This is a genomic window from Falsochrobactrum tianjinense, assembly GCF_019100495.1.
Taxonomy (GTDB): Bacteria; Pseudomonadota; Alphaproteobacteria; order Rhizobiales; family Rhizobiaceae; genus Brucella; species Brucella tianjinense.
The window spans coordinates 141848-166329 of sequence record NZ_JAHRVA010000002.1; the positions used below are offsets into that span (position 1 = coordinate 141848).

Here is a 24482-nt window from a genome sequence, read left to right on the forward strand (position 1 = left end):
GAGACGTTTTGACATCTGGAAGTATACCTGAAAAAGCGCCATATGCTGCCATCATGACCGACAACCCTGCTACTCTTTCGACCGTCCTGGCTGCGAAGCCGCAAATTACGCGTGACGATACGGCTCGCCAGTCGCGTTTTCTGCCAGTGGCGGCGGATGCGCCGCCGGTGAAGTGGCTTATCGCCGATGGGCTGACGGATTACGATGAAGCGCTGCGCTTCATGGAGGAGCGTGTACAGGCTATTCGTGAAGGCGAGGCCAGTGAACTTGTCTGGCTGGTCGAACATCCTTCGCTTTATACGGCTGGTACCAGCGCGCGAGCGCAAGATCTGCTGACGCCAGACCGTTTTCCGGTTTTCGATACCGGACGCGGCGGCGAATATACCTATCATGGCCCAGGCCAGCGCGTAGCCTATATCATGCTTGACCTCAAACGCAGGCGCGAGGACGTACGCGCTTTTGTGGCTGCGCTTGAACAATGGATCATCGAAACGCTGGCGCAGTTCAATGTCAAAGGCGAGCGGCGCGAAGATCGGGTGGGCGTCTGGGTTGTCCGTCCGGAAAAGCCGCCCCTCGCTAACGGTCAATTATGCGAGGACAAAATCGCGGCCATCGGCATCCGCCTGCGTCGCTGGGTCAGTTTCCACGGCATTTCGATCAATGTGGAGCCACAGCTTGAACATTTCAGCGGCATTGTGCCGTGCGGCATCGACGATTATGGCGTAACCAGCCTCGTCGATCTTGGCTTGCCGGTCACGATGGACGATGTGGATCTCGCGCTGGGCAAGGCATTCGAAACCGTCTTCGGAGCCCGCAGGGCTTAACCCGCGGCCGTCGTTTTTATCCGCCGCTCGCGCACGAAGACATAAATCCCCGAACCAACGATGATGGCGATGCCGAGCCATTTTGACGGGGTAGGAAAGTCCCCGAAAAGGATCAGGCCGACGATCACAGCGGTAACTATTTCCAGATATTGGAAGGGCGCGAGCACGGAGGCGGGAGCGAGCTTGAAAGCCTGCACCACCATCAGATGGCCGAAAGTGCCGATCATCCCGAGCAGCAAAAGCAGCAGCCATGGAAAGGCCGTCTGCGGCAGGCTGAACTGGAGGTTTTCAATTCCGGCCCGCGTGCCAGGGATCATGGCTGCGGCGGTGATTAGCCCGCCGCCAATACCTGCATAAAATTGCATGACCAGCGGGGTCTCTTTGGAGCCGTATTTTCGGTTTAAAGTCAGATAGGTAGCAAAGCACACTGCCGATAGCAGGGGCAGCAGCGAAACGGCACCGAAAATCTCATAGCTTGGCTGGATGACAATCAGCGTGCCTACAAGGCCCACGGCCACAGCGCTGTAGCGGCGCCACCCGATCTTTTCCTTGAGGAAAACTGCCGACATCAAAATGAGAATTAGCGGTTCGGCGAAGAATACGGCCATAGCGTCGGCAAGCGGCATGTATTTGACCGCCATGAAGAAGCACAGGCTTGCAAATCCAATCAATACGCCGCGCACGAGATTGCCGACCAGATGGGATGTGCGGAACTCTTTAAAGCCTCCCATGGAGAAGAGTATGACGAACATCAAGATAACCTGAACTGCAAAACGCAGGAAGGCTATGGTCGCTGGCGGAACATTGTCCATCATGGCCAGCCACTTGCCGATCGCATCAATCAGCGGAAGCATCAGCACCGCCAGCACCATCGTAACCATACCCCGAACATGGGTGCTGGACTGATCTGGTTGTGCGCTTGCGCTATTTAATGTCTGTGTTCCCATTCTCAGCTCCTCAACCCCTTGGAAGCTGTAGGACAATTACCTGCAGGGTGCCATCGCCATTCTGAAAAATACCCAGAGTGATTTGACATTAGGCGTCATTCCGGTGCAAATCCCTTCAACAATGTACAAAACCCTTTGATAAAAGCGGCAAGGCAGAACGTAAGGCGAACTTTATTCGCCTTTCGTATTTTCCCGTGGCATCATTCTTGTGATTCGCCCCGCTTGTTTCGGTGCCGGCAAATTGACGATGTACGGCCTTCGCAGTTTCAGACAGAAAGCTTTTTGGACAAAGATGGACGACAGCAACGATCTCTTTTCAAGAGTAGTCAACAATGCCAGGGAACGGCAGGTGGAGCAGCAAGTGAATACCACTTCCACATCGCAAGCCGCACCCCGCCCAGCGGTCACGCCGTCCGTGCCCGCCTCAGCGCTGAAGCCTGCTCGGCTTGCGGAGAAAGCTTTGCCTGTCTCAAGCGGTGACGATTACAATGCTTCATCCATCCGGGTTCTGGAAGGACTCGAACCCGTGCGCCTGCGCCCTGGCATGTATATTGGCGGCACGGATGAAAAGGCGCTGCATCACCTCTTTGCCGAAGTGATTGACAACTCGATGGACGAGGCCGTGGCCGGCCACGCCAATTTCATCGAAGTCAGCCTCGATGCGGAAGGGTTCATAACCGTTTCGGATAATGGGCGAGGTATTCCGGTGGATGAGCATCCGCAAATGCCCGGCAGGTCGACGCTTGAAGTCATCATGACCAAGCTGCATGCGGGCGGTAAATTCGACGGCAAGGCTTATGAAACTTCCGGCGGCCTACATGGCGTTGGCGTGTCGGTAGTCAATGCTCTTTCGGATGTGCTCGAAGTGGAAGTGGCGCGCAATCGCCGCCTCTATCGCCAGTGCTTCTCGCGCGGCCTGCCGCAAGGTGGTTTGGAAGATGTGGGCGAGGTGCATAATCGGCGTGGTACCCGCGTTCGCTTCCACCCCGACCCGGAAATCTTCGGCAAGGTGGCGCGTTTCGATCCCCACCGGCTTTACCGCATGGCGCGCTCGAAAGCCTATTTGTTTGGTGGCGTTGAAATCCGCTGGAGCTGTGATCCGGCGCTGCTTGATCCGAAAAAGGAAACGCCTGAAAAGGCCGTCTTCCATTTCCCCGGCGGCCTCAAAGATTATCTTCAGGCATCGCTTGGCAAGGAGCATCAGGTCACGCGCGAAATCTTCGCGGGGAAGACTGAAAAGCAGGGCGGGCATGGAGCGGTGGAATGGGCCGTTTCCTGGTATGGAGGCGACGGTTTTGTTAATTCCTATTGTAACACCATCCCCACCGGCGACGGCGGCACTCATGAGGCAGGTCTGCGTATTGCGCTTACGCGCGGGCTTAAAGCTTATGCGGAATTGACCAATAATAAGCGCGCGTCCATCATCACTACCGATGATGTGATGACATCGGCTGCCGCCATGCTTTCAGTCTTTATTCGCGAGCCGGAATTTGTCGGCCAGACCAAGGACAAACTGGCGACCGTTGAAGCGCAGCGTATCGTGGAAAACGTGATCCGCGACCCGTTTGATCATTGGCTTGCCGCCTCACCGCAGGAAGCTTCGCGCCTTCTTGACTGGGTGGTCGACCGGGCCGAGGAGCGCTTGCGGCGGCGTCAAGAGAAGGAAACTGTTCGCAAAAGTGCAACGCGCAAGCTGCGCCTGCCGGGCAAGCTTGCCGATTGTACGCAGACTGCGGCTGCGGGCGCGGAACTTTTTATTGTCGAGGGCGACTCGGCAGGCGGTTCCGCCAAGCAGGCGCGCAATCGTGCCACGCAGGCAATCCTGCCGCTGCGCGGCAAGATTCTCAATGTGGCGAGTGCCGGACGTGAAAAGCTGACCGCCAACCAGCAGATTGCCGATCTGGTGCAGGCGCTGGGTTCTGGTACGCGCAAGAATTATCGCGAAGACGACCTGCGTTACGACCGCGTCATCATCATGACTGATGCTGACGTAGATGGCGCGCATATCGCATCACTGCTGATTACCTTCTTCTATCAGGAGATGCCGGAGCTCATTCGGCACGGCCATCTTTATTTGGCCGTGCCGCCACTCTACCGCCTCAGCCAGGGCGGAAAGGTTGCTTATGCTCGTGATGACGCGCACAAGGATGAACTGCTCCGCACCATATTTACGGGTCGCGGCAAAATCGAAATAGGACGCTTCAAGGGTCTTGGTGAAATGCGCGCCGAGCAGCTTAAGGAAACCACGATGGACCCGGCCAAGCGTACGCTTTTGCGTGTACATGTGGACGAAGATTATATCGATGAGACACGCAACACGGTCGATGAGCTGATGGGGACGAAGCCAGAAGCACGCTTCCGCTTCATTCAGGATCGCGCGGCCTTTGTGGAAGAACTTGACATATAAAGCATGCTGCGGGTAAGCGGGGCCGCAGCATGCTTTATTTCTTACTTCGAGACATGCCTTTAGACGGAAAAGCCTTTTCCACCTTTCCAAGGCACGGTTTAGTTTTTCACGTCGATGCCCAATTTGACCTCAATTTCCTCGATGGATTCCTTGACAAAGAACGTCAGATCGGTGCTGGTTGTCACAATACGGCTGCCTGTTCCGTACGCGTTGTAGGAAAGAACGTGGTTGAAATTGACCGCGACCTTCTCGCCACTCACATCGGTCAGCATGATCCACATGGTTACTCTCCTTCCAAAATTCAGATTCTTGAATAAGGATAGAACATTTTTCGCCTAAGAGGGAACTGAGTTCGTTAATTAGATGCGATCCATCAGCGCGTACCAGGATAAGGCGAGAAACAAGAGCGGAGCGCGAAAGGTACGCCCGCCGGGAAAGGCAGGAATGCGCAATTCTTCAAATAGCCTTAGTTTTTCGTGCTTGCCGGAGACAGCTTCCGCATAGAGCCGCCCCATATAGTTGGCCAGCATCACGCCATGGCCAGAATAGCCGCCGGCGGTGATGATGCCGGGCATCACCTCGCGCACGAAGGGCTGGCGCGGCATGGTTATGCCCACCGAGCCGCCCCATGAGTGGGTGATCTCGACATTTTCGAGTGCGGGATAGATTTCCACAATCTGGCGACGGATATGGTCGCTGATGTCGCGCGGGTTATCGGCGGTATAGGCTTCGCGTCCGCCGAACAGCAGCCGTCCGTCTTTCAAGCGCCGGAAATAGCGCACGACGAAACGGGAATCGTCCACCGACTCTCCGCCGGGGATCACTGGGCTGTTGTCGCCCAGCGGAACGGTCGCCCCGATGAACGAGCGGATCGGCATGACATGTGCGGCACTCATCGGCTCCAGATTGCCACCATAGGCATTTACGGCAATGAAGGCATTCTTCGCGGTAATCGTGCCACGCGCCGTTTCCACTTCGACACGTCCGCTCGCAGTGCGAAGTTTGATAGCTTTCGTGTTTTCGTAAAGATGCGCACCAGCCTTTTGTGCAGCCTTTGCCGCACCGATCAGAAATTTTAACGGATGTATATGGCCAGTGCCTGCATCATAAACGCCACCGTGATAGCGGTCCGAACCAAGTAGTCCCGCCATTTCCTCTCGCCCGACATAACGAATGTGAGGATAGTTGAAGTGACTTGCCATTAGCTCTGCATGGCGCTCATAGTTTCTGAGATAGCGCGGCTTGTGCACAGCAGAAATCTGGCCCGGCATATAGTCCATGTCGATGCCATGATCGTGGGCAAAGGTTAGCATATGGGCCTTGGCTTCTTCCGCCACGTCGAACAGCGCCCTGGCTCGCTCAAAGCCATATTGCTTTTCCAGATCTTCCGCCCATGTCCGCTGCCCGGTGCCGAACTGCCCGCCATTGCGCCCTGACGCGCCGTCGCCAAAGCGTGCGGCCTCAATCAGTACGACATCTGCGCCCTGCCGGGCCAGATGATAGGCCGCCGACAGTCCCGTATAACCGCCGCCGATGACGATGACATCCGCCTGCCGCGATCCGTCAAGCTCCGGATATTGCGGTCGGTCGGACACGCTGGCCTCATACCATGAAAGGCCGGGAGAGATTGGGGACTGGTATGGCATTGTGAACCGCTCAGACGTTGAGCAACAGGAACTCGCGTTCCCATGGGCTGATGACTTCCATGAAGGTTTCAAACTCGGCGCGTTTGATCGCCGCATAGGTCGTGACAAATGAACTGCCGATCAGGTTGCGCAGTTCATCGTCCGCTACGAACAGCTCCACCGCATCGATCAGGCCGCGGGGCAGGTCGATTTCCTTGGTGTTGACGCTGGTCGTGGCGGGCTGGTCCGGCTCGATCTTGTTCACAAGGCCGATAAGCCCGCAGGCAAGCGAGGAGGCGAGCGCCAGATAAGGGTTGGCATCCGACGAAGGGATGCGGTTTTCCACCCGCCTGCCGCCCGGTTCCGAGCGAGGCACGCGGAAAGCCGTCGTGCGGTTGTCGTAGCCCCATTTGACATTGACCGGTGCGGAAGCATCCGGCGTCAGACGGCGATAGGAATTCACATAGGGCGCAAACATCACCAGTGCATTGGGCACATGCTGTTGCATGCCACCGATGAAATGGCGGAAGGCATCGCTTTCGCTGCCATCATCATTGGAGAAGATGTTGCGGCCCGTTTTTTTGTCCACGATAGACTGGTGGATATGCATCGCCGAGCCCGGCTGGCCCTGAATGGGCTTGGCCATGAAGGTGGCGTACATATCGTGTTTCAGCGCCGCTTCGCGAATCGTGCGCTTGAACATGAATACCTGATCGGCCAGTTCCACCGGGTCGCCATGGCGCAGGTTGATTTCAAGCTGGCCCGCTCCTTCTTCGTGGATCAGCGTGTCGATCTCCAGCCCCTGGCCTTCGGAGAAGTGATAGATATCGTCGATCAGTTCGTCGAACTCGTTGACGCCTGCAATCGAATAGCCCTGCCCGCCGCCGATAGCGCGGCCCGAACGGCCAACCGGCGGAACCAGCGGATAATCCGGGTCGGGGTTCTTGCGCACGAGGTAGAACTCGATTTCCGGTGCGACAACCGGCTTCAGCCCGCGCTTGTTATAGGCGGCCACGACCTTGCGCAGTACATTTCGCGGGGTGAATTCCACCGCACGCCCGTCCTGATAGACGAGATCGCAGATCACCTGTGCGGTCGGGTCGGATTCCCACGGCACGGCTGAAAGCGTGGAGAGATCGGGCAGCAGTTTCAGGTCGCCGTCGTCTTCCGGATAATGGAAGCCATGGCCGTCTTCCGGATAATCACCAGAGATCGTCGTCATGAAAACCCCCGAAGGCAGCGCCAGCGAGGTGTTGGATGTGAATTTCTTGGACGGCATCATTTTGCCACGCGCTACCCCAGCCTGATCGGGGGTAATGCATTCGATGTCTTCGATATCACGCCATGCAAGCCATTCGGTCGCTTGTTTCCAGTTCTTCACGCCGCGCAACGTCTTGACATAAGGAGGAGTACGCCGACGCGGAGTGCGCGTGGCCTTTTTTTCCGTCGTATCAGCTGACATCAAACACCAAAAAATGATTTCGTATGCCCGCATGATAGCTGCACCGACCGGCATTGACAAATGCAGCTTTGCAAAAAAACCGGCTGGCAGTGCCAGCCGGAACAATTCACTATGGCGAACTCTATATAAGATGTGTTCTACCGGTTGTTGGTGACGATAACGGGAATGAGGAGATCGCCCCAGTTGCCGTCGCCGCCATGATGACGGGCCGAACGGACCAGTTCTACCGAAACGCCTGCCTCGACCGCCTTCATGACCGCCTGATTGAGACGGTGCAGATCGTTGGCGAGCGTGCGGATAGTACTCTGCTGCTCGGTGCTCATCGAAGAGGACTGCTCTTCGGCTCTTTCCTTGACGCGTACGATCGAAGCCATTGTCATTTCTCCCGTAAAACTAGCTTCTTGCAATCATTCCGCTGCGGGGCGGAACTGTGCTGTTTCAGTCGATTCCTGCATGGCGGTGGTCGAAGACTGGCCGCCGGTGATTGCGAGCGACACGGCATCGAAATAGCCGGTGCCGACTTCGCGCTGGTGTTTGGTTGCGGTGTAGCCGTTGGCTTCGGCTGCGAATTCCGCCTGCTGCAACTCGGAATAAGCGGCCATCTGCCGATCCTTGTAGCCGCGCGCCAGTTCGAACATGCCGTAATTGAGCTGGTGGAAACCGGCCAGCGTGATGAACTGGAACTTGTAGCCCATGGCGCCCAGCTCGCGCTGGAACTTGGCAATCGTTGCGTCGTCGAGGTTCTTCTTCCAGTTGAACGACGGCGAGCAATTATAGGCGAGCTTCTTGCCCGGATGCGCCTTATGCACAGCCTCCGCGAAACGGCGAGCCTGTTCGAGATCGGGCTTGGATGTTTCCATCCAGATCAGATCGCAATAGGGCGCATAGGCAATCGCGCGGGCGATACATGGCTCGATGCCATTTTTCACCTGATAGAAGCCTTCCGCAGTGCGGCCTGCATCGTAATCGACGAAGGGCTGGTCGCGCTCATCGATGTCCGAGGTCAGAAGCTTGGCGGCTTCCGCATCCGTGCGGGCGATGACCAGCGTAGCCGTTCCCATCACGTCGGCTGCAAGGCGCGCCGCGTTGAGATTGCGGATATGCGCCGCAGTCGGGATCAGAACCTTGCCGCCCAGATGGCCGCACTTTTTTTCTGATGCCAACTGGTCTTCATAGTGGACACCGGCTGCACCTGCCTCGATGAAGGCCTTCATGATCTCGAATGCATTCAGCGGACCGCCGAAACCTGCTTCCGCATCGGCAACGATGGGTGCGAACCAGGTGTCGACCGAAAGCCCCTTGCCTTCAGCGGTTTCGATCTGGTCGGCGCGCTGCAACGTCTTGTTGATGCGCTTGGCCAGTTCCGGTGCGGCATTGGCCGGGTAGAGCGACTGGTCCGGATACATGGCTGAAGCCGTGTTCGCATCCGCAGCAACCTGCCAGCCGGAAAGATAAATCGCCTTCAGACCAGCGCGAACCATCTGCATGGCCTGATTACCCGAAAGCGCGCCAAGCGCATTGACGAAATCCTCTTCGTGGATAAGCTTCCACAGACGGTTTGCACCCATCTCGGCCAGCGAATATCTGATCTCCACCGAGCCGCGCAGCCTTTTCACATCTTCGGCCGTATGCGCACGCTCGATGCCGTCGAAGCGGCCTTTGGGCGCCGAAGGGATGAGGCTGTAAAAATCTGTCATTTCGGTGTCTCCTCACACTATTCACGGGTTTTCGAAGAGCGCTTGCCGCTACTCTTTCTGTGACTGAATTTACATTCTTGCTGGAGGTGAGGCCAGAAAAAGCATGAAAAGCGCCTAAAAAATGAAGTAATGCTGTCTGATTATTGACTGTCAGGCCGTGTAAAATTGTAAATCTTGTCAAAGATAGAATTCACGGCTACTTTGTCATGAATTGTAAATATCGCCTGTCCAGATCTGGAGCACCATGATGAGCGAGCGCAAGATTTTCGCCGGGCCGCGGATCAGGCGCATCCGTAACGAGCGGGCTCTTACCCAGACGGGGATGGCCGAGGCGCTTGGCATTTCGCCGTCCTATCTCAATCTGATCGAGCGCAATCAGCGCCCTTTGACTGTGCAGCTTCTTTTGAAACTCGCAAGTGTCTACAAGCTTGATCTGGACAGTCTTCAGGCGGAAAGCGGCGCGATGGTCGCGGGCCTCAAGGAAGTGTTTTCCGACCCGCTTCTGACAGGCGAATTGCCGGGCGACCAGGAACTGGTGGAAATCGGCGAGGCCGCGCCCAACGCGGCGGCGGGGGTCGTGAAGCTTTACCGCGCCTATCGCGAGCAGCAGCAGCGCCTTTCGGATTTGTCGCAATTGCTCTCGCATGAAGGCGGTGAGGCGCAGCTTTCCGCGACGCGCCTGCCTCTCGACGAGGTGCGCGACGTGATGGCGCGAAGGCCCAACCATTATCCTCGTATCGAGGAGGAAGCCGAAAGTTTCTTTAGTCTTCTGAAACCGGGCGACGATTTATCCAGTGCGTTGAAAGAGTGGCTGCGGCGCGAGCACGGCATTACGGTGCGTAGCCTGCCTGTTGCGACCATGCCTAACTGGCGCAGACGCTATGACCGCCACTCGCAGCGGCTTTTCATTTCCGAGCGTCTGTCGCCTTTCGATCAGTTGCAGGAAATCGCCATGGAAGCGGCCTTGATCCGCATGCAGGTGGTGATCGGTGCTGAGACGGAAGGCTTGAAACTGTCATCGAGTGAGGCGAAGCGCATTGCGCGTTTCGAACTGGCGCGCTACGCCGCACAGGCGCTGATGATGCCCTATCGGCAGTTCCGCGATGCGGCGGTACGCGCACGTTACGATGTGGATGTGCTGCGCTCCCGCTTCGGCGTGTCGTTTCAGCAGGCTGCGAACCGTCTCACGACCTTGCAGCGGCAGGGTTCAAGCGCTTTACCGTTTTTCCTGATGGAAATCGACCATGCGGGCAATCGTCTGCGCCTGGTGGGGGCGGAGGGGTTTCCACTGCGCTTTGGCGGGCAATGTCCCAAATTGCCCGTCTATGCCGCTTTTGCGCAGGCAGGGCAGGTGCTTGTCGAACCCGCGGAACTTCCCGATGGTTCCGCATATCTCACGATTGCGCGCACGCTGGAAGGGCCGCAAGGCGCATTCAACGAGCGCCCGCGCCGCACCGCGCTTCTACTCGGCTGTTCGCTGGAAGCGGGGGAGGACACCATTTACGGCGTGGGCTGCGCCGCCAATACGGAAATAGGTCCAGCCTGTCGGCTGTGCGAGCGGCAGGGCTGCATTACCCGCGCCGAGCCGCCGTTGACCCGTCCGCTTGGGCTGGACGAGATGGTTGCGGGGCTGTCAGCCTTCGACTTCCAGTAAGGGCGCGATATTTCGGTTCTGGCGGTCTGCGGGTTCTCACCTCCCACCATTTTCGACGCGGCAGAGACCAAATCTCACCGCCGCTACAGCTGAACTCGGCACAATTTTTGTGTTTGTCACGTCATGAGGTGGTTGACGAACGCGGTGCAATCTAAAAAAGTGCAATAAAGAAATTGTATATCCACCTTGAACCTGCACAGGAAATTGATGTGCAGAATGGAGCACGCGATGGGGATCAAATCCTTCCTTCTGGCGACAACCGTGATCACGGGTTTTGTAGCTGCCGCCACATTGTCCGCCAGTGCGCAGGAGCGGGTGGTCAATATCTATAACTGGTCGGATTATATCGACGATTCCATCCTGAAGGATTTCACCAAGGAAACCGGGATCAAAGTCGTTTACGACGTTTATGATTCCAACGAACTTCTTGAAACCAAACTTCTGGCGGGCGGTAGCGGCTATGATGTCGTGGTGCCGTCGGGCGAGTTTCTTGGTCGCCAGATTCCGGCAGGCGTCTTCCTGAAGCTCGACAAGGAAAAACTGCCGAACATCAAGAATATGTGGGGCGAAATTTCCGATCGCGTGATGGTTTACGATCCAGGCAACGAATATTCCGTCAACTATATGTGGGGCACGACCGGTATCGGCTATAACAAGGCCAGGATCAAGGAAGCGCTGGGCACGGATACGATTGATTCATGGGATGCTCTTTTTGATCCGGAGAAATCGGCAAAGCTGAAGGATTGCGGTATCTACTTGCTCGATTCTGCCAGCGAAATGCTGCGTCCGGCTTTGAATTATCTGGGGTTGGACCCCAATTCACCGTCGCCGGACGATTTGCAGAAGGCGCAGGACCTCTATCTGAAAGTTCGCCCGAATATCCGCAAGTTCCACTCGTCGGAATATATCAATGCACTGGCGAACGGCGATATCTGCATGGCCGTGGGCTATTCGGGTGACATTTTCCAGGCGCGTGACCGGGCAGAAAAAGCCAATCAGGGTGTGGAAATCGGTTATTCGATCCCGAAAGAAGGTGCGCTGATCTGGTTCGACCAGATGGCGATCCCTGCCGACGCCAAGCATGTGCCGGAAGCGCTCGAATTCATCAATTACATGATGCGTCCGGAAGTGGCGGCCAAAGCTTCGAACTATGTGTTCTACGCCAATGGTAACAAGGCTTCGCAGGAATTCATCGAAAAGGAAATTCTCGACGATCCGGAAATCTATCCGACAGAAGACGTCATGAAGAAACTGTTCGTGCCGTCGCCATACGACACCAAGACCCAGCGCGTGGTGACTCGCGTCTGGACCAAGATTGTCACCGGCCAGTAAGCGCCAGACAGTGCGAGGGGCGCTTAAAGGCCCCGCCCGACATCGTGAAGAGCGGCTCCCTGTAAAGACAGAGGGCCGCTCTGCGTCTTGTAACAGCAGGCTGACGGCTTGGGGGTAGAGTTCCAGACAGGTCGATAGGGGAACGGAATGGAATCTTTTGGCAGCTTTCGCCGCAAATTTGCGCCCTGGAACGATCCGGCGGCCAAGCCCTTCATTTCTTTCGAGAATGTGACGAAGATCTTCGGCGATTTCACCGCCGTCGATGATCTGTCGCTCAATGTTTTCAATCGCGAATTCTTCGCGCTGCTGGGCGCATCGGGCTGCGGCAAGACCACGCTGATGCGCATGCTGGCAGGTTTCGAGGAGCCGACATCGGGTCGCATCATGCTCGACGGTCAGGATTTGCGCGGCATTCCGCCCTACAAGCGTCCGGTCAATATGATGTTTCAGTCTTATGCGCTGTTTCCGCATATGACGGTCGAAAACAATATCGCCTTCGGCCTGAAACAGGACGGCATGGCGAAATCGGAAATCGACGCGCGCGTGGCCGAAATGCTCAAGCTCGTGAAGCTGGAGCAATATGGCAAGCGCAAGCCGCACCAGCTTTCCGGCGGCCAGCGCCAGCGCGTGGCTCTCGCCCGCTCGGTTGCCAAGCGCCCCAAAGTTCTGCTGCTGGACGAGCCGCTTGGCGCACTCGACAAGAAGCTGCGTGAGGAAACGCAGTTCGAATTGATGGATTTGCAGGTCAAGCTCGGCATGACCTTCATGGTCGTCACCCATGATCAGGAAGAGGCCATGACCATGGCCGACCGTATCGCGGTGATGGACAAGGGCCGCATCATGCAGGTGGCCACACCTGCGGAGGTCTATGAAGCGCCGCGCTCGAAATTCGTGGCGGATTTCATCGGCAATGTGAACATCATCGAAGGCGAGGTGGTGAAAACGGCAAGCGGCGAGGCGGAAATTGCCACCGAGAAATTCGGATTTCATATTCATACCGAAACCCGTGAAACACTTAATCCAGGCCAGAAGGTCTGGTATGCGGTGCGCCCGGAAAAGACGCGCATTGCCCGCGAAAAACCGGATGAGGCTTCGGTCAATGCGGTCGAAGGCGAGCTTTGGGATATTGCCTATTTCGGCGATATGACGGTGTTCCATGTGCGGCTCGACACCGGACGCACCATCAAGGCAGCAAGTCTTAATGCCGTGCGCAAGACGGAAAATCCGCTGACCTATGACGAGCGCGTCTGGGTTTCTTTCGATACCGACGCCGGTCTGGTTCTGACCGCCTGAGGGGCAAGCCCATGCAAAAGCTGATCGCTTCCGTCGCCAGCCGCCTCGTCATCGCAGTGCCTTATCTGTGGCTACTGGTTTTCTTTCTTGTGCCGTTTTTCATCGTCTTCAAGATTTCCCTGTCTGAAGTGGCGATGGCTATTCCGGCCTACGTGCCGACCTTCGATTTCGCCCAGGGTTTTGCGCTGAACTGGGAAAAGTTCAAGCAGCTGTCCTTTGCCAACTACCTGTGGCTGCTGGACGATCCGCTGTACTACAAAGCCTATCTGTCGAGTGTCCGCATTGCAGCGATCTCGACGTTCCTGACGCTGCTTGTCGCCTATCCGATGGCCTATGGCATTGCGCGCGCGCCGACGACAATCAGACCCACGCTCTTGATGATGGTGATCCTGCCGTTCTGGACGTCATTTCTCATCCGTGTCTATGCGTGGATCGGCATTCTGAAGCCGGAAGGGCTGCTCAACCAGTTTCTGATGTGGCTGAACGTCATCGATACGCCGCTGACCATTCTCAATACGGACACGGCGGTCTATATCGGCATTGTCTATTCGTATCTGCCTTTCATGGTGCTGCCGATCTACTCCTCTCTTGAAAAGATGGATTATTCGCTGATCGAGGCGGCGCAGGATCTGGGCTGCACGCCGATTGCCGCCTTTTGGAAAATCACGTTTCCCTTGTCACTGGCAGGGGTGCTTGCCGGCTGCTTCCTCGTTTTCATTCCGGCCGTGGGCGAATTCGTCATTCCCGATCTTTTGGGCGGTTCGCAGACCCTGATGATCGGCAAGACGATCTGGAGCGAATTCTTCTCCAATCGCGATTGGCCGGTTTCGTCAGCGGTGGCTGTGGTGCTGCTGATCCTGCTTATCGTGCCGATTGTCATCTTCCAGCAAGTGCAGGCGCGCCAGCAGGAAAAAGGGAGATAGGTGATGAACAACAACTGGTCCCGCTTCAATATTGCGTCTGTTGCTCTGGGCTTCGCCTTCCTCTATCTGCCCATCGTGCTTCTGGTCATCTATTCGTTCAACGAATCCCGCCTGGTCACCGTCTGGGCGGGTTTCTCGACCAAATGGTATGGCGAGGTGTTCAGAAATCAGGCGCTGATGGATGCAGCCTGGGTGACGATCCGCGTGGGTTTGCTGTCCGCAACAATCGCAACCGTGCTCGGCACGCTCGCGGCACTGGCGCTGACGCGTTATACACGCTTTCGCGGACGTATCCTGTTTTCCGGCATGGTCTATGCGCCACTGGTCATGCCCGATGTCATCACCGGCCTGTCGCTCCTCCTTCTGTTCGTGGCGGTGAGTTTTGATCGTGGCTTCTGGACCGTGACGCTCGCGCACATCACTTTCTCAATGTGTTTCGTGGCCGTGGTGGTGCAGTCGCGCCTGGTGAGCTTCGACCGTTCGCTGGAAGAAGCGGCCATGGACCTCGGCGCAACGCCGGTGACGACCTTCATGAAGGTCACGCTTCCGGTTATCCTGCCTGCCGTGGTTTCCGGCTGGATGCTGGCTTTCACGCTGTCGCTGGACGATCTGGTGATTGCAAGCTTCACCTCCGGTCCGGGCGCAACGACGCTGCCGATGAAAATCTACTCCCAGGTGCGCCTTGGCGTGACGCCGGAAATCAACGCGATCTGTACGATTCTGATTGCATTGGTGACGATCGGCGTCATCATCGCATCGGTCGTCAACAAGCGTCGCGAAGTGCAGCGCCGTCGCGACGAGCAGGCCGCATTCCGTATCGTGTAAAGCGCAACAGAACGTTACTGCACCGTTCCCGATGGCGAGATGAAGGGTCGGTCCCATGAGCCGCCGACGAAGAAATTCAGAGGCGGCTTTGCTGGGGAGGTTTCCTCCTGCGGGTCTTCGGTCGCATCGGATTGCTGTTCGGGCTGGCTACCGGGGAAGACCACCTCGCCGCTCAATGCCAGACTGCGGTCCACGAAAGGCACGATTCCGGCCAGATTGAGCGTGCCGTCCGATGTATCGAGGCGGGCATTTTCAAGCGTCGCCACGCCATCGGAAAGATTGGCCTTGAGGTCTAGCCGGTTAAAGGCGAGCGCAATGTTCTCCTGTCGCTCCAGCGCGAAAAAGCCCTGGCTTTGTGCTTTGGCGAGAAAATCCTGAACTGCAAAGCCCTGCATCTGACCGTTGTTGAGCTGCACCGAGATATTACCCTGCGCATTAGTAAGCAACTGGGACCAGCGGTTGGCCGGTCCTTTCATGAGCAGTGAGACATTGCCCTTGCCGTTGACGAAGGGCTTGTCGAAACCGAGCACGGCAAATAATTGTGAACTATCAATATCAGACGCATTGAAGCGCAGTTCACCGCTCGCAGATTTCAGATCGCGCACGATCTGCAAGTTGGCCTGCACAATGCCATTGAAGGCCTTGGCATCACCAATATCGAATATGGCGCGTCCGCCGCGTATCTGCACGGCTGCCGCAACGCCCGTCAATGTGATCGGTCCGGCAGTGGCACTTTGGGCGGAAAGGCGCAGATCCAATTCGGCCCGGTCGATAAAGCTGGTATCGATCATATCACGGTCATTCTGGTCGCGCTCATTGGGGGGGCGGGCGCGATTATCGGGCAACGGCACGAAAATAGAAAAGAGCCGGCGCAGGTCTAGTTTTTCGAAAGCCAGCGTTCCTGTCACCGCAGGCTGGTCCTGCTCTAAGCCGATTTCAATCACGCCTTTGGCAGGACTCTCGTCCGTCGTCATCTCAACATTGGCGAATTTGAGCCTGTGTGGCGTGGAGGTGATCGTTGATGCCAGTGAGAACGCACCGATTTCCGCACGTCCGACAACCGGCGGCAAGCCAAGCCAGCGAACGGCGCCATTTAGGGAAGGGGTCTTTACGCTCAAGGTGCCCTCAAAAAAGCGGTCATCGGAAATAGTGGCCTTGCCCTGAAAGGCGAGGTTGAGGGGAGCAGCATTGAAGTTTGCGGTGACATCGGACATGCCACCAGCAAGGAGCGGCAGCGCTTGTGTGGCGCTCAGGTTGAATTGGGTGGCTTCGCCACGCCATTGTGCATTGCCCTTAAGTGTTGCGGGGCTGGAGGTTCGTGGCCATTCAAACGTGGCGTTCAGTCCGGTGATTTGCTGGGCCTGATCGGCTTCGCCTTCGGTCTCGTTCTCCGATTCCGGGCGGTTGAACGAGATCGTGCCGTCACGCACGACGACGCGGCCAAAAGGCTGCGATACCAGTTGCGCTGCAAGCGTTTTGTCATTGGAGCCGTTTTGCAGAAGCGCGCGCTGCGCACGTATTGCGGTACCCAACCGACCATTGGAACTGGCCACAGCCTCCAGCAGCCCCGAAAAATTATCGACCGGCCCGCCAATATTAAAATGCGGGCGCACAATATGCGTTTCGGAGAAGGACAACCGTCCCAGAATCGCATCGAGCGGCGAAAGCTCGACATCAATACGGTCGGCACTCATTATGGGTCGCGCGTCCTGTCCGGACAGTTTGCTCAAGGTTACGCCGCTGAGCGAGGCGCGCAAGACCGGAAAGACCCGGAGGCGCGGAGCTTGCCGCAATTCGACGCTGTAGCCGGTCCAGGCGCTGATTTCCTGCGCCACACGTATGCGGATTGCATCTGTCGAAACGACGAAGGGTATCACCGCGAGCAGAGTTGCCGCTGCCGCCGCACCAAGAATGACAAGCGCAATAATAAGGCGCATAAATTTAGGCCAGCGCATCAACCATCCGATCAGTGAGACATGTTTCCTGCTGCAATCAGTAAACCATCACCGCCGCGAGGCAAAGCCGCCTGATGGGGCGAAACTCAAATTCGCCACAACGTTTCACCGGCGAGATGAGTATCAATCGGCAAGGACACGCGTGGGCGGGAAGACGATCTCTACCACAGTCCCGCGTCCGGGCGTGGAATCAATGGAAAACTGCGCGCGGTTCGCTTCGACCATGGCCTTAGTGAGCGGCAGGCCGAGGCCGGTACCCTCATTGCGCCAGTCTTTCGTACTCTCTACTTGACGGCGCTGCATGACGTTGACCTGCCGGAAAGGCTTGAGCGCCTGCTCGACTTCCGCTTTGCTCATACCGACGCCTGTATCACGTACGCGCATGATCACATCGCCGTTCAGTTCGTAATTCGTCGAGACGATCACCTGTCCGCCCGTGGCGGTGAAACGAACGGCATTCGACAGTAGGTTGAGCGCCACCTGTTTGATGGAACGGGCATCTGCCACGATATCGGGCAGGTTCGACTGGAAGCTGGAACGGATAATGACGCGGTCCCGGTTCGCCTGCGGCTGCATCAGTGCGATGGCCTCGCCAATGGCGTCGTTGAGTGACACTGCCTCGAACTCCATATCGAGCGCACCGGCTTCGATCTTGGAAATATCGAGCAGATCATTAACCAGTGCCAACACATGATTGCCGGAGCGATTGATGTCGCGCAGATAGTCGCGATAACGGTCGTTGCCGATAGGGCCGAATTTTTCGTCGGACATCAATTCGGAAAAGCCGATGATCGCATTGAGTGGAGTACGGATTTCATGGCTGATGCGTGCCAGAAATTCAGTTTTCTGGGTCGAGGCGCGCTCGGCTTCCTTGCGCGCATTGGTCAGTTCTTCCTCGGTGCGCTTCCATTGCGTAATGTCGCGCAGCACGGCGCAGAAGCCGCGTGCCTGCGGCAGCTTGCCAATTGTCATGAACAGTGGAATGAACCCGCCCTTCGCTTCGCGACCGATCACTTCGCGCCCGTCATTGAGAACGCTCATGACGCCATTGCCGGAAAGCCCGTGCAGGTAATCCATTGCCGCGCGCTGGCTTTCAATGGCGAAGAGCATCGAGAAGAACTTACCTTCGGTTTCTTCGCGCTCATAGCCGAATAGGGCGGCTGCCGAATGGTTCATCGAACGGATGCGGCCTTCGGGATTGATCAGGACGACGCCATCGGTCGCCGTATCGAGAATGGTCTTGAGTTCCTCGACATGGGTTTCAAGCGCCTGCTTTTCAACTTCTTTATCGTTTCCTGTTGTGTCAGGAGTAAGTGTTTCGATCAGGGCAGGGGCCACCGGCACCAGGCTGAGCATGAGGGCGCGGCCATCGCGCCAGCCTATCGCGCTGAGATGTGCCTCCACCGGCTCTTCGCCGCCATCGGCATGGCGCAGCATCATGCCCTGCCGCTTTTCGCTGTTGTCCGGCTCACTGTTGAATAGCGCTTCCACGCCACCCGCCTCATGAATGGCACTGAGCGATTCATAGCCGCTCAGTTCCAGAAACGCATGATTGACGTAGTGAATTTCGTCGCCGGAATGGATGATGATCGGTACGGGCAGATTGGCCAGAAGTGCGGTTTCATCGGCGTATGTTTTATCGTCGACTGCCTTGCTTTCGAGCGGAGCCGCTCCAGCCTGCTCGCCGGGGATATTTACCACCTTTGCTTCCGCAGGTTTTTCGGTCTGGAGCTCGCTATCCTGGCGTGAGTTCGCGAGGCCCTGCTTGCGCAATCGCTCGGCAATCTCGCGGAAAGCATTGCGCTCGGTTGCGGTCAAGCCGCCTTCCGGGCGCGCTTCTGAACGTTCTTTGGCCTTGAGCAGTTTTGCCTGATCGGCCTCGATCTTGTCTCTTGCCGCAGTATTGAGAAGTTCGATCACTCTGTCGGAAGTACGCCGTCCCTCGGTTGGGGTCAGGTTGAGCGGAGGCTTCGGCATAGTCGCTTCCGGGCGATCGTCATTGGCAACTTCCTCGGAAAGAGCCAAGGCATCATCATCGCCATTGCGGGTTGTCGGTTGCGTCTGTGTGATTTCGGGTTCGCGCTTTTGCGGAATGCCGCCTGCGAGCACGAGGCCGATGGTTTCGGGGTCCTCCTCGGCTTCGGTGGGGCGCACAAGGCCAAACCCGCGAAAGCCGACAAACTCGCGGTTACGCGAATAGACCGGCAAAGCGGCCAATTCCACCGGCACGCGCAAATTTGTTCCTTCGACCGGCCAAAGCAGTCGCTTGCCCGACCAGGTATCCCGTTTTTGCAAAAGCGCTGAAATACTGCCATCGCTATCGAAGCCGAATACGGTGGCGACTTCCGCAAAACGCCGTCCGACGACATCGGCGGCATTCGGCCCAATGATGACGCCCAGTTCTGGCGAGACTTCCGTAAACGACCCATCCGCATTCGTTTTCCAGATGAAGCGGGCAGGCGGGCCGCCATGGTCGAAGCTGAAGCCCTGCGGTACGGCTTCTTCGGCAGCATTTTTTTTCGGAGAGATGACTGCCGGCGCGGGCATGGAAGATTCACTGACGACGCACAGGAGATGCAAAACTGGATTGTCGGACAGACGCGCTATTGCACCCGGAATGGAGTGTTTGCCCGCGCGTATGCGACGCTTGACTATGCGATCAGCCGCATCGCGGGCTTCGACGATTAGGTCTTCGATCGTGCTTGCAGAAATATCGAGCGAAGCAAAACGCGGGCTTGCCGTAATCGTCCGGGCCGCGTCATCGATCAGCGCTACATGGGTCGTGTCGCCATCTAGACCTGAAATGACGGTTTCGGGCCGCGGGTCCTGCTGCTGCGCGGCAAGCAGCAACGCCTCTACGTCATCGGGGAGCGTGATGTGGGACACTTTCAAGCGGGTGAGTTCCGAATGCACGCTGGCGCCGACACGAATGGCCACAGTACGTGCTCCGTGATCGGCTTCATTGCTGGAGCCTGTAATCTGGCGGCGGGTCGCCACGGGCAGTTCAAGATCGCGGCCAATCATGTCCTCAATACGTTGAAAGCCGAACAAGGCTGCGCCAGGCCCGTTGACCCAGAGTACGGTCGAAAGGTCGCGCGTCAGTACGAGCTGCGCATCGCCCTTTGCAAAGCCCTCGCGGATATGATCCAGCGCGGCAATATCGATGAAGGGGTATGATCCTGACATACCGTTCCTTTACCTGTTCGTTCGACCGCCCACATACCTGTTAACACCCCGTTAATAAGCTTGTTGCGGGTCCGGGTCCATCTTGCCATTCGGTATGGACCTAATTTTCTCTTCCATTAGTTAATGCATGTGAGGCAATTTTACATGTTTGGCGAATATTCATACTTGCGCACATTCATGCATAAAATATGGTAAGCGAAATCGTTTCAATTTTAACGATCCAATCGTCACGGCCATCAAATGGGGATTTCTTGGCGAATGAACGTTATAATCACTTGCAATATGAAACGATTCTCCGTATGTGACCCCCTGTCAGCGGACGCCTTGAGGCGAAATTGCTGGAAACAAGGTACGCGGTCGTAGCTCAGTTGGTTAGAGCGCAGGATTGTGGCTCCTGAGGTCGTTGGTTCAACTCCAACCGACCGTACCATTTCCCCACGCCATCCATTTAAAATTATCAAGCAATATCAATTGGTTAGTGGGTTGTTGGCCTGCTGGTTGCGCTTTAAACGTGCCGCTTTGTGATACGAAGTGTGTAACAGCGTGCTATAATGCCATTATGGTTGGGTATCGCATCAAATCAGATCCACATCGATATTTGAACAACCGCGACGGCGTCTATCAGTACGTTCGGCGCGTTCCTGCGTCGGTTGCTGCCAAGGAACCGTATGTCAGAAGCGCAAGCCACAGACGCCGGCATAACGCAGGCTGATCGGTTTTCGTTTTTCAGTATGATTTACGGCAAGTCCAACCTTTCGGCGCTTTCGCATAAGGCCGACTGGCGCAAGCTTGAATCCGTGGCGCTGGGCAATGGTCGGGGGCTGACGCAGCCGCAGGACCACGCGCCGGTTGTAACCGCATGGGCGTGGCCGACGAGCGGGGAAGTCGCAGACACCCTGACCGACGATCAGAAGGAAGCCATACGCGGCACGGTCAACGGCGGGACGTACAAACAGGCACCGCAAGCCAAGGATTGGGTTGGGTGCGCGGTAGCTTATGCGCTTGGACTGGACCTTGACGATGACGCGGAAAAGAAGCGTGCGGGCCTCATAACAAAAGCGCTGTTCAAGGAAGGTTTCCTTGCGAAAGTCGATGAGCGTGACCCGGTGCAGCGGAAGATGACGACTTTTGTGAGGGCGGTTTAGGGATTAGAAAAGCGGAGCCGAAGCCCCGCTTTTTTGCTATCGTGTTTTCAATGGAAACCAATAGCGGCTTTTGGGCCGCTATCGTTTAACCGCCGGAGGGAACTGGGCAAGAAAGGTCACCTTCTTCGCAGTTCAGGTATTCAGAGAACTGTTTATTTCGTTCTTTTGTGAGCTTTTCACGACATATGGCTACTGTCATCGGGTGCACGCTACCGCCAGCGGTCCCCGATGCCGAAAAATTGCACTCCGCGTCCCGGAATTTGACCCATGCACGTTGTGAGGTGATCAGAAGCTTCTTGGCATCTTCGTCGTCAGAAAGGCGCTTTTCGATCTCTCTGTAATGCGCATTTAGCTGCTTATCTGCTTTCGCGAAATCGTCGTTGGCACACTTGTTCATTGTTGCCTGATCTTGCGCATTATTGCAATCAGAGGATGCAAAAGCAGAGCCCGAGAAGAACACAGCCGCTAACGTTATGGCGATATATTTCAACATTATACCCTCCGTTACTTTTGAAGTGAAAACAAAGTAAGAAATATCTGCAAATTATAAACGGTGCATCTAGAATTGGCCGCGATGGTTAATTAAAACAGGAGGGAATTACTTATTAGAAGAAGCTGAAATTGGTGCTGGGAGGGCGGAAGAAACCTGTCTGCTGGCTTACCAGCCCCAGCTGATCAGCTTGCCAAGTCTTATCTTCCGGCTTGGCTAAGCCCGCGAAAAACTTACAGCGCGCTATCGCTGCGTTCAATAGCCCCGCCATCGAGCGGGGTTAGGAATGAAGAAAGCGAAGCCAATGCTCCGCTTTTTTAGAAGATGACGTAGATTTTCCATCAGCGTAACTATTGATTACGTCAATTGCTGTATAAATGGGTGTCGCTTAAAACTGGCACCGTTTCTCTACTGAGTAAATTTGTGGTCCATCATAATCGAGTTTTTCATAGCGAAACTTGTACCAATCGTCGCTTTTCATGGTCGCAAAATCATGGGTGCCTTTCACTTCAAATGTATCGACAATCCATTCTTTACGTCCTTTTACTTTCGCAGAATAGCAAACGTTGTATGACGCGTACATCTTTAATTTAGAGACAAGTTGCCCTTGCTTCGTATCATTTGAACCGATAAATTTATAATTTTCTTTATAGTAGTCATTCTTGTTCAAAGAATTAGTTATAAGTATGCTAACGTCTTCAAAATTCATGGGAGTTTCATTTCTTACCCAAACAAAAGAACCTCCAGGGTAGTTGACGTTTTGTACCTGACCATCAATCTCCTCTAGTTTATTTGAAAAGCTTGCCTCAATCGACAGCTCAAGCCATGGGAATGTTGCTGAGAGGATTTTATCTGACTTATCATTGATTTCCCCAACCTGATTTTTAATCTGCGCTATATCAGACTGCATAATCCCGAGCGTTATTTGGATTTCTCTGATCTCCGGGTACTGCGATGCAATAATACCTCCTTCTGGCGCAGCTTTAACCGATAGCGTGGAAAAGCCAAACACGGCAGCCGCCATCAACAAACATGACACCCCAAGGCACTTAAAGGAAAAGTTGTCTTTCTCCTCTTTCAAACTGGAGAATATACCTCTAATTCTCGACAGCCACGAGCGTGGTGCGACAGACGTTATTATTCCAATAGCCGCTAATGATGCGGCCACAAAAATCGCGATATCGTTCTTTTGAATTAGATCAGATACTGTTGTCAGAAATCCTGAAACGCCCATAAAGACTGGATAGGTGTACTGCTTCAAATTCGCCATTTTGCCCCTCCCTAAGAATCAGCAAAATGTTTATCCGATTTCAATTCGGCAGGCATCATAACGATGCGCTAGTGTGACTTTTTGGCTTTCGTATACAGCCCGCTGTCACAATCAAGTACAACTCTAGGTAACGCGTAAGACTTTTTGCGCACTTATGAAAATCCCGGTGAGTAGCCGCTCAATCGTTTCAGGCAGACGCAAGACACGCGCCAAATTCACGTACATCAACGTGTTACAATCTGCGCAATAAATTGTGTAACAAACTGTGATACAAATTCGGAGGGTAAAGGGAAATTGTACAATTAATACAGTAGTATAATAGTTGGTTCAACTCCAACCGACCGTACAATTTCCCGTATGAATGCTGATTATAGATCCGCTTATGGGGCATATTAAATAACATTCACTTGAGGTGTTCTGTTTCAAGAAATTTATACTTATATATCTTGAATGATATATTGGTAAAATTATTCATGCCGATTGCGATATATGCACGGAACTATTTCCTCGTTTAGCGATTACTCCTTGACGCTATGTGGAGCGCCAAAACCAGGAGGTATTGATCTATGAAACGGGTCAGTCCGAGCGAAGCAAGGCAAGGCCGAGAGGGAAGACCAGTCCTTTTAATATTGCTGGTGAGTATCGTCGCTGCATTTGCCGTATGGTTTCTGGTCGAGATCTATGGTCAGGTGATCTCACCGGATAAGCCCTCGAATAGCGAGAATTCCATACCGCCTGCGACAACGGAATCTGTGCCGCCAGCATCCGGTGGTGGTCAGTAGATTCTGCAATGCATGGTGTGGATGCTTGTGCGTTGAGGGAACCAACCTCATCTATGTCCGTTAAGGGGCATGGATCAATTCTGGGCTGAATTCACACATGAAAATGTTCTGAGCCTTCCGGTGGTGCTGGTGCGAATGCTGCTTGCAACTGTGTTGGGGGCTATTATCGGACTGGAGCGCGAATGGCGTAAGAGACCGGCGGGTCTCAAAACCCATATGATGGTCTGTCTGGCTTCGGCGACCTTCACGATTGTTTCGGTGGAACTGGTGAATATACCAATCTTTGACGATCCGAATATCAGAATGGACCCGTCCCGCCTCATTGAAGCCATTACCGGCGGCGTTGCTTTTCTTGCCGCTGGTTTCATCATTTTTGCCAAAGGCAAGATCATGGGCATTACGACAGGGGCGGGTATGTGGCTAGCGGCTTCCGTCGGTCTGGCCAGTGGCCTCGGTCTTTGGCATATCGCGATCATAGCCACCGGTATTGCAATTATTACGCTCGTCGTGGTCGGCAACATGGAAAGGTCGGTCGGATCGGATAATAGTGAGCCATAGGCATTTTCAGTTCGCCCAGACACGACATATGCTTATTACGCATGGCTATCATGTGCAGGTTGGTCTACCGACTTTCGTTCTCCATACCCATATGAAAGACACGGATG

At 55.3% G+C, this 24482-nt stretch carries 19 protein-coding genes and 1 tRNA gene; 10 read left to right on the forward strand and 10 right to left on the reverse strand.

From position 1 onward, the window contains the following. Nucleotides 1–53: 53 nt before the first annotated feature. Nucleotides 54–824 carry a lipoyl(octanoyl) transferase LipB gene (lipB, locus tag KUG47_RS06320; protein WP_217677116.1) on the forward strand — a complete coding sequence of 257 codons (771 nt, stop codon included), beginning with the start codon at nucleotides 54–56 and terminating at the stop codon, nucleotides 822–824. Here the strand turns inward: lipB and KUG47_RS06325 are convergent. Beyond that, a complete protein-coding gene (locus tag KUG47_RS06325; protein ID WP_217677117.1) occupies nucleotides 821–1771 on the reverse strand; it encodes a DMT family transporter in 951 nt (316 codons plus the stop codon). The two genes, lipB and KUG47_RS06325, sit on opposite strands and share 4 nt — an antisense overlap. A 292-nt stretch (nucleotides 1772–2063) precedes the next feature. On the opposite strand from KUG47_RS06325, the gene parE reads away from it, so the two are divergent. Next, complete coding sequence (parE, locus tag KUG47_RS06330; protein ID WP_217677118.1) at nucleotides 2064–4178, forward strand: DNA topoisomerase IV subunit B; 2115 nt, start codon at nucleotides 2064–2066, stop codon at nucleotides 4176–4178. Nucleotides 4179–4276: 98 nt separating this feature from the next. Here parE and KUG47_RS06335 read toward each other — a convergent pair whose 3' ends face one another. The 5 genes from KUG47_RS06335 to aceA form a co-directional block, all read right to left on the reverse strand. Beyond that, complete coding sequence (locus tag KUG47_RS06335) at nucleotides 4277–4459, reverse strand: hypothetical protein (RefSeq protein ID WP_217677119.1); 183 nt, start codon at nucleotides 4457–4459, stop codon at nucleotides 4277–4279. Nucleotides 4460–4537: 78 nt separating this feature from the next. Beyond that, complete coding sequence (locus KUG47_RS06340) at nucleotides 4538–5824, reverse strand: NAD(P)/FAD-dependent oxidoreductase (RefSeq protein WP_217677120.1); 1287 nt, start codon at nucleotides 5822–5824, stop codon at nucleotides 4538–4540. A gap of 10 nt (nucleotides 5825–5834) precedes the next feature. Beyond that, a complete protein-coding gene (locus KUG47_RS06345) occupies nucleotides 5835–7265 on the reverse strand; it encodes a glutamine synthetase family protein (protein ID WP_217677121.1) in 1431 nt (476 codons plus the stop codon). 137 nt (nucleotides 7266–7402) lie between these two features. After that, entirely contained in the window at nucleotides 7403–7639 is a 237-nt protein-coding gene (locus KUG47_RS06350) for an SMc00767 family acetate metabolism repressor (protein WP_217677122.1), read from the reverse strand. 33 nt (nucleotides 7640–7672) lie between these two features. Next, complete coding sequence (gene aceA, locus KUG47_RS06355) at nucleotides 7673–8962, reverse strand: isocitrate lyase (protein WP_185918718.1); 1290 nt, start codon at nucleotides 8960–8962, stop codon at nucleotides 7673–7675. A 247-nt stretch (nucleotides 8963–9209) separates the two neighbouring features. On the opposite strand from aceA, the gene KUG47_RS06360 reads away from it, so the two are divergent. The 5 genes from KUG47_RS06360 to KUG47_RS06380 all read left to right on the forward strand — a co-directional run bounded on the left by KUG47_RS06360 (nucleotide 9210) and on the right by KUG47_RS06380 (nucleotide 14989). Beyond that, nucleotides 9210–10616: a helix-turn-helix domain-containing protein gene (locus KUG47_RS06360; RefSeq protein WP_217677392.1), complete on the forward strand. Its 1407-nt coding sequence runs from the start codon at nucleotides 9210–9212 to the stop codon at nucleotides 10614–10616. A 228-nt stretch (nucleotides 10617–10844) separates the two neighbouring features. Next, the gene (locus KUG47_RS06365) at nucleotides 10845–11948 is read left to right on the forward strand and encodes a polyamine ABC transporter substrate-binding protein (RefSeq protein WP_217677123.1); all 1104 of its coding nucleotides are present in this window, start codon (nucleotides 10845–10847) and stop codon (nucleotides 11946–11948) included. 147 nt (nucleotides 11949–12095) lie between these two features. Continuing rightward, a complete protein-coding gene (locus tag KUG47_RS06370) occupies nucleotides 12096–13241 on the forward strand; it encodes an ABC transporter ATP-binding protein (RefSeq protein WP_217677124.1) in 1146 nt (381 codons plus the stop codon). 11 nt (nucleotides 13242–13252) lie between these two features. Next, the gene (locus KUG47_RS06375) at nucleotides 13253–14164 is read left to right on the forward strand and encodes an ABC transporter permease subunit (RefSeq protein WP_185918715.1); all 912 of its coding nucleotides are present in this window, start codon (nucleotides 13253–13255) and stop codon (nucleotides 14162–14164) included. Between the two features lie 3 nt (nucleotides 14165–14167). After that, the gene (locus KUG47_RS06380; protein WP_217677125.1) at nucleotides 14168–14989 is read left to right on the forward strand and encodes an ABC transporter permease; all 822 of its coding nucleotides are present in this window, start codon (nucleotides 14168–14170) and stop codon (nucleotides 14987–14989) included. A gap of 14 nt (nucleotides 14990–15003) precedes the next feature. Here the strand turns inward: KUG47_RS06380 and KUG47_RS06385 are convergent, their stop codons facing one another. Further along, on the reverse strand, nucleotides 15004–16944 hold the full coding sequence (locus KUG47_RS06385; RefSeq protein WP_217677126.1) for an AsmA family protein: 1941 nt from the start codon (nucleotides 16942–16944) through the stop codon (nucleotides 15004–15006). A gap of 123 nt (nucleotides 16945–17067) precedes the next feature. Beyond that, nucleotides 17068–20130 (reverse strand): PAS domain S-box protein, encoded by a 3063-nt coding sequence (locus KUG47_RS06390; RefSeq protein ID WP_217677127.1) that lies wholly within the window; start codon nucleotides 20128–20130, stop codon nucleotides 17068–17070. A gap of 353 nt (nucleotides 20131–20483) precedes the next feature. On the opposite strand from KUG47_RS06390, the gene KUG47_RS06395 reads away from it, so the two are divergent. Both KUG47_RS06395 and KUG47_RS06400 read left to right on the forward strand, forming a co-directional pair. After that, a tRNA-His gene (locus KUG47_RS06395) sits at nucleotides 20484–20560 on the forward strand. Between the two features lie 238 nt (nucleotides 20561–20798). After that, nucleotides 20799–21275, forward strand: a complete 477-nt coding sequence (locus tag KUG47_RS06400) for an ATPase (RefSeq protein ID WP_217677128.1) — start codon at nucleotides 20799–20801, stop codon at nucleotides 21273–21275. Between the two features lie 85 nt (nucleotides 21276–21360). Here KUG47_RS06400 and KUG47_RS06405 read toward each other — a convergent pair whose 3' ends face one another. Continuing rightward, entirely contained in the window at nucleotides 21361–21768 is a 408-nt protein-coding gene (locus KUG47_RS06405) for a lysozyme inhibitor LprI family protein (protein WP_217677129.1), read from the reverse strand. 385 nt (nucleotides 21769–22153) lie between these two features. Then, entirely contained in the window at nucleotides 22154–23035 is an 882-nt protein-coding gene (locus tag KUG47_RS06410) for a hypothetical protein (protein WP_217677130.1), read from the reverse strand. 851 nt (nucleotides 23036–23886) lie between these two features. Between KUG47_RS06410 and KUG47_RS06415 the strand changes: the two genes are divergently transcribed. Beyond that, the gene (locus tag KUG47_RS06415; protein WP_217677131.1) at nucleotides 23887–24375 is read left to right on the forward strand and encodes an MgtC/SapB family protein; all 489 of its coding nucleotides are present in this window, start codon (nucleotides 23887–23889) and stop codon (nucleotides 24373–24375) included. Nucleotides 24376–24482 lie beyond the last annotated feature (107 nt).